Source organism: Streptomyces sp. NPDC037410, from assembly GCF_055602235.1.
Map to the genome: position 1 here is coordinate 1 of NZ_JBVJWR010000046.1, position 4,631 is coordinate 4,631.

The window sequence follows — 4,631 nt, forward strand, 5'->3', positions numbered from 1 at the left end:
ACCCGTGAACGTCTCCACCCACAACGGCTCAGCCCTCAACACCCCACGCATACACGGGAAATGCCCGCCACGCAGCCTTCTGCAACACGCTTTAGTCTCCGCACGCCCGGGTCCTTGACGCCCCGCATCCCTGGGCCCACTATTCATCACATGGTGAATTACTCGGCGGGTGAGCCCGAACAGGCGGCAGTCATCGCGGCAGGCCTCACCACCACCCGAGGCGACCGCCAAGTCCTCCGCGGCATCGACTTCACCGTCCCGACCGGCCAGGTCACCGGCCTCCTGGGCCCCTCCGGCTGCGGCAAGACCACCCTCATGCGCGCCATCGTCGGCACCCAGGCCAAGGTCACCGGCACCCTCCAGGTCCTCGGCCGCCCCGCCGGCGACCCCGCCCTCCGCTCCCGCATCGGCTACGTCACCCAGGCCCCGTCCGTCTACGACGACCTCACCGTCCGCCAGAACCTCGACTACTTCGCCGCCGTCCTGCTCCCCGGCCGCGCCCACCGCCACGACCGCCGCGCCGCCGTCGCCCGGGCCGTCGAGGACGTCGACCTCACCGACCACGCGGACGCCCTCGCCGGCCGGCTCTCCGGCGGCCAGCGCAGCCGCGTCTCCCTCGCCGTCGCCCTCCTCGGCACCCCGGAGCTCCTCGTCCTCGACGAGCCCACGGTCGGCCTCGACCCCGTCCTCCGCCGCGACCTCTGGAACCTCTTCCACCGGATCGCCGCCGACCGGGGCACCACCCTCCTCATCTCCTCCCACGTGATGGACGAGGCCGAGCGCTGCCACCGCCTGCTCCTCATGCGCGAGGGCGAGATCCTCGCCGAGGACACCCCCGACGACCTCCGCCGCCGCAACGACACGGCCACCGTCGAAGAAGCCTTCCTGCACCTCGTAGACGCGGCGAACGAACGCGCAGCCGCCCAAGCCGCCGCCGCCCACGCCGCCGCCCACGCCGCCGCCGAAGAGCAGGAGCACCGCCCGTGAACGCGAACCGCACCCTCGCCACCGCCGCCCGCGTCCTGCGCCAGCTGCGCCACGACCCGCGCTCGATCGCCCTGATGCTCCTCGTCCCCTGCCTGATGCTCTTCCTGCTCCGCTACGTCTTCGACGGCAGCCCGGGCACCTTCGACAACATCGGCGCCTCGCTCCTCGGCATCTTCCCGCTCATCACGATGTTCCTGGTGACCTCCATCGCGACCCTCCGGGAACGCACCTCCGGCACCATGGAACGCCTCCTCGCCATGCCCCTCGGCAAGGCCGACCTCATCGCCGGGTACGCCCTCGCCTTCGGGCTCGTCGCCGTCCTCCAGTCCGTCCTGGCCACCGGCCTCGCCGTCTGGTTCCTCGGCCTCGACGTCGTCGGCTCCCCCTGGCTCCTGCTCCTGGTGGCCCTGCTCGACGCCCTCCTCGGCACCGCCCTCGGCCTCTTCGTCTCCGCCTTCGCCGCGTCCGAGTTCCAGGCCGTCCAGTTCATGCCGGCCGTGATCTTCCCGCAGATCCTGCTCTGCGGCCTGTTCACCCCGCGCGACCGGATGGCCCCGGCCCTGGAGGCGCTCTCGAACGTCCTGCCCATGTCGTACGCCGTCGACGGCATGAACGAGGTCCTCCGCCACCCCGACATGACCACCGCCTTCGTCCGCGATGCCCTCGTCGTCGCGGGCTGCGCCGTCCTCGTCCTCGGCCTCGGCGCGGCCACCCTCCGCCGCCGCACCGCCTGACCGCCCCTCGGACACTCCACGCATCCCGACCCCCACCGGTGAAAGGATGTCGAAAAGGCCCCCTCCGGCGAGGTGAACAGACCCATGACCCAGACCGTCGCAGTCCTCGGCACCGGCAAGATCGGTGAAGCGCTCCTCAGCGGCATGATCCGCGCCGGCTGGCGCCCCACCAATCTCCTGGTCACCACCCGCCGCGCCGAGCGCGCCGAGGAACTCCACACCCGCTACGGCGTCGAGACCGTCACCAACGCCGAGGCCGCCAAGCGCGCCGACACCCTCATCCTGGCCGTCAAACCGCAGGACATGGGCCGCCTCCTCGACGAGCTCGCCCCGCACGTCACCGCCGACCGCCTGGTCATCAGCGCGGCGGCGGGCATCCCCACGTCCTTCATCGAGGACCGCCTCACCACCGGCACCCCCGTCGTCCGCGTCATGCCGAACACGCCCGTACTCGTCGACGAGGGCATGTCCGTCATCTCGGCCGGCAGCCACGCCACCCCCGACCACCTCGCCCACACGGAGGAGATCTTCGGCGGCGTCGGCAAGACCCTCCGCGTCCCCGAGTCCCAGCAGGACGCCGCCACCGCCCTCTCCGGCTCGGGCCCCGCGTACTTCTACTTCCTCGTCGAGGCCATGACCGACGCCGGCATCCTCCTCGGCCTGCCCCGCGCCCAGGCCCACGACCTCATCGTCCAGGCCGCCATCGGCGCCGCCGTGATGCTCCGCGACAGCGGCGAGCACCCGGTCAAGCTCCGCGAGGCCGTCACCTCACCCGCCGGCACCACCATCAGCGCCATCCGCGAGCTGGAGAACCACGGCGTACGCGCCGCCCTGATCGCCGCACTGGAAGCGGCCCGCGACCGCAGCCGCGAGCTCGCCTCCGGCAACAGCTGAGCGATCACGTCCCCGGCTTCACGCGGCCGAGGCACCCTTCACCACGTCCTCCGTGGTCACGACCCGGGCGAACCGCCCGCCGTGCAGCGACACCGCCGTCGCCCGGGTCAGCTCCTCCGCCGTCTGCGTCCACTCGAACGGCCCGGCCAGGTCGAAGGTGTGCATGGCATCGATCGCGAACAGCACGTCGTACCCGAGGTTCCCGCCCATCCGCGCGGTGGTCTCGTTGCACATGTTGGTCTGGATCCCCACCACCACGAACTGCTCGACCCCGGCCCCCTTCAGCCAGGCGTCCAGATCGGGCTCCCCGTAGAAGGCGGAGTTCACGGACTTCGTGACGAACAGCTCCGGCCCCGAGCCCTTCCCCCGCCGCTCCTCGACGAAGTCCTTGAACTCGTTGCCCTCGGTCCCCGGCTCCAGCGGCGACCCCGCCCGCGGCGAGTCGTGCCGTACGAAGACGACCGGCCGCCCCGTCTCCTGCCACACGTCGATCAGAGCCGCGATGTTCCGCTCGGCGTCCGGGTTGTCCCGCCGGCCCCAGAACTCCGACTCGAAGCCCTTCTGTACGTCGATGACCACCAGCGCCGCGTTCTCGTTGATCTCCATGACGACGATCCTCCCGCCACCGGCCCCCGCGTCCCAGAGGGGCAAAAGCCAGCGATCGATGTTTTACTGCCAACCGTGCCGCAGACACCCACACCACGCCCCCAGCGCATCGCCCTCGTCGCCTTCCCCGGCATCCGCGCCTTCGACGTCTCCGTCATCATCGAGGTCTGGGACAGCGACCGCACCCTCCGCGGCGTCCCGCCCTTCGAACTCCGCAGAACCGCCGCCGACCCGGACACCCCCATCCCCCTGCGCGGCGGCCTCACCCTCACCCCCGACCGCCCGCTCACCTGGCTCGACGAGCTCACCCCCACCGACCTGGTCGTCGTCCCCGGCATCGAGGACCCCTACGCCGACCTCCCGGCCCCCGTCCTCGACGCCCTCCGCCGCGCCCACGCCGCCGGCATCCCGGTCGCCTCGCTCTGCGCCGGCGCCTTCGTCCTCGCCCGCGCCGGGCTCCTCGACGGCCGCCGCGCCGTCACCCACTGGCACCTCGCCGGGACCCTGGCCGCCCTCCACCCCGCCGTCCAGGTCCAACCCGACGCGCTCTTCGTCGAGGACACCGGCATCTGGACCTCGGCCGGCACCGCCGCGGGCATCGACCTCTGCCTCCACCTGATCCGCGCCGCCCATGGAGCGGAGGCGGCAGCCACCGTCGCCCGCTCGATGGTCACGGCCCCCTTCCGTACGGGGACCCAGGCACAGTTCATCGAGCACCCCACGCCCCGCGCCGACCGCGACGCCGACGCCCTCGCAGCCGTACGGGCCCACGCCCTGGCCCACCTCGCCGACCCTCACACCGTCGCGAGCCTGGCCGCCGTCGCCGGCATGTCCCCCCGCTCCTTCGCCCGCCACTTCCAGGCGACGACCGGCACCACCCCCCTCCACTGGCTCATCACCCAGCGCGTGGCGGCAGCCCAGAAGCTCCTCGAACGGACCGACCACCCCCTCCCCGAGGTGGCCCGCCGCGCGGGCTTCGGCAGCGAGGTCACCATGCGCCAGCACTTCGCCTCCCACCTGGGCACCAGCCCCCGCGACTACCGGAACGCCTTCCGTCACCCGGGCAGAGGAACCCCCACGGACCAGGGTTGACACGCCACCCCCCGATCCGTAAGGTTCTCCGAGTTGTCCGACGTGAGCACCGACTCCGGTCGGCCCCGGACAGCGATTCCGCAAGATCCACTGAAACTGACGGCGCTTTGTCGTGCCGTCGCGCTTTCCGTGCGTTCTTGCGAAATGAGGAATCCGCGTTCGAAGGTCTGAGCGCGAGCCGCCCGATTAGCGTCGGAGGGCAGGAATCCGCTAAAGTCTCACTCGTCGGAACGGCCCAACAGCCGGAAAGACAAACCCCGCTGACTGGGAATCAGACGCCGAAAGGATCTGATAGAGTCGGAACCGCCGGAAGGGCCC

At 71.6% G+C, this 4,631-nt stretch carries 5 protein-coding genes; 4 read left to right on the forward strand and 1 reads right to left on the reverse strand.

All coding sequences use genetic code 11. The features are described 5' to 3' along the window. Nucleotides 1-150 precede the first annotated feature (150 nt). From ACZ7HT_RS36815 to proC, 3 genes are all read left to right on the forward strand, one after another. Nucleotides 151-987, forward strand: coding sequence for an ABC transporter ATP-binding protein (locus ACZ7HT_RS36815; RefSeq protein WP_471174102.1), 837 nt, complete (start codon nt 151-153; stop codon nt 985-987). Then, the gene (locus ACZ7HT_RS36820) at nt 984-1,721 is read left to right on the forward strand and encodes an ABC transporter permease (RefSeq protein WP_471174104.1); all 738 of its coding nucleotides are present in this window, start codon (nt 984-986) and stop codon (nt 1,719-1,721) included. The genes ACZ7HT_RS36815 and ACZ7HT_RS36820 overlap by 4 nt, the downstream gene beginning before the upstream one ends. An 84-nt stretch (nt 1,722-1,805) precedes the next feature. Continuing rightward, nucleotides 1,806-2,615: a pyrroline-5-carboxylate reductase gene (gene proC / locus ACZ7HT_RS36825; protein ID WP_471174106.1), complete on the forward strand. Its 810-nt coding sequence runs from the start codon at nt 1,806-1,808 to the stop codon at nt 2,613-2,615. An 18-nt stretch (nt 2,616-2,633) separates the two neighbouring features. Here proC and ACZ7HT_RS36830 read toward each other — a convergent pair whose 3' ends face one another. Continuing rightward, on the reverse strand, nt 2,634-3,221 hold the full coding sequence (locus ACZ7HT_RS36830) for a cysteine hydrolase family protein (RefSeq protein ID WP_471174108.1): 588 nt from the start codon (nt 3,219-3,221) through the stop codon (nt 2,634-2,636). Nucleotides 3,222-3,296: 75 nt separating this feature from the next. Here ACZ7HT_RS36830 and ACZ7HT_RS36835 point away from each other — a divergent pair, with 75 nt between their 5' ends. Beyond that, nucleotides 3,297-4,313, forward strand: coding sequence for a GlxA family transcriptional regulator (locus tag ACZ7HT_RS36835; protein ID WP_471174110.1), 1,017 nt, complete (start codon nt 3,297-3,299; stop codon nt 4,311-4,313). The last annotated feature ends 318 nt before the right edge of the window (nt 4,314-4,631 follow it).